The sequence below is a fragment of the Thauera aminoaromatica S2 genome (assembly GCF_000310185.1).
Classification (GTDB): domain Bacteria; phylum Pseudomonadota; class Gammaproteobacteria; order Burkholderiales; family Rhodocyclaceae; genus Thauera; species Thauera aminoaromatica.
Genome location: NZ_AMXD01000310.1, coordinates 1 through 569, shown reverse-complemented (window position 1 = coordinate 569; position 569 = coordinate 1). Strand labels below are relative to the sequence as shown.

The window sequence follows — 569 nt, the reverse complement described above, 5'->3', positions numbered from 1 at the left end:
GCAGGTACGCGATGTGCGTGGTGCTGCGCCAGGCGCCGCGTGTTGCGTGAAGGCGTTGCCCGCCCTCGGTTGCGCGGGCGAGGTCCGCGCGGCGCGGCTTGTGATGTGAATGCCAGTGGCGGGCGCAGCGGGTCTTGACCAGGCCCGTCCGAACGGGTGCTGGCGGAAGGCTGCGGGCGTGGAAGCGATGCCCGATCATGAGGTCACCCCACGGAGTGGTGGCGCGCGGATCGTCGCACCCCGAGCAAAGGTTTCGATCACGCGCATCACCGATCCACAGCAGCGACACACGAAGCCGGTGGTGGGCGTGGTCGACAGCGCGGTGGCTTCCGGCGCCGAGGCGATGGTGCATGGCTCGTCTGGAGGCGTTGCGCCAAGCAGTTCCCGCGCACGTGCCAGGTGCTGCCGCCGTCCCGCGTTGGCGAGCAGTCCGTAGTGCCGGATGCGGTGGAAGCCGCACGGCAGCACGTGCAGCAGGAAACGGCGCATGAACTCCCCGGCGGTGAGCGTCATCGTCTTGTGGCGGGTGCGCCCCTCGGCGCGATAGTCCTTCCAGCGGAAGGAGACGC

Annotated in this window: 1 protein-coding gene; it reads right to left on the bottom strand. The window is 69.8% G+C overall.

Translation table 11 applies throughout. The features are described 5' to 3' along the window. Positions 1–195 precede the first annotated feature (195 nt). Positions 196–569, bottom strand: a 374-nt coding sequence (locus C665_RS19795; protein ID WP_004331009.1) for a transposase, incomplete at its 5' end; no start/stop codon positions are given.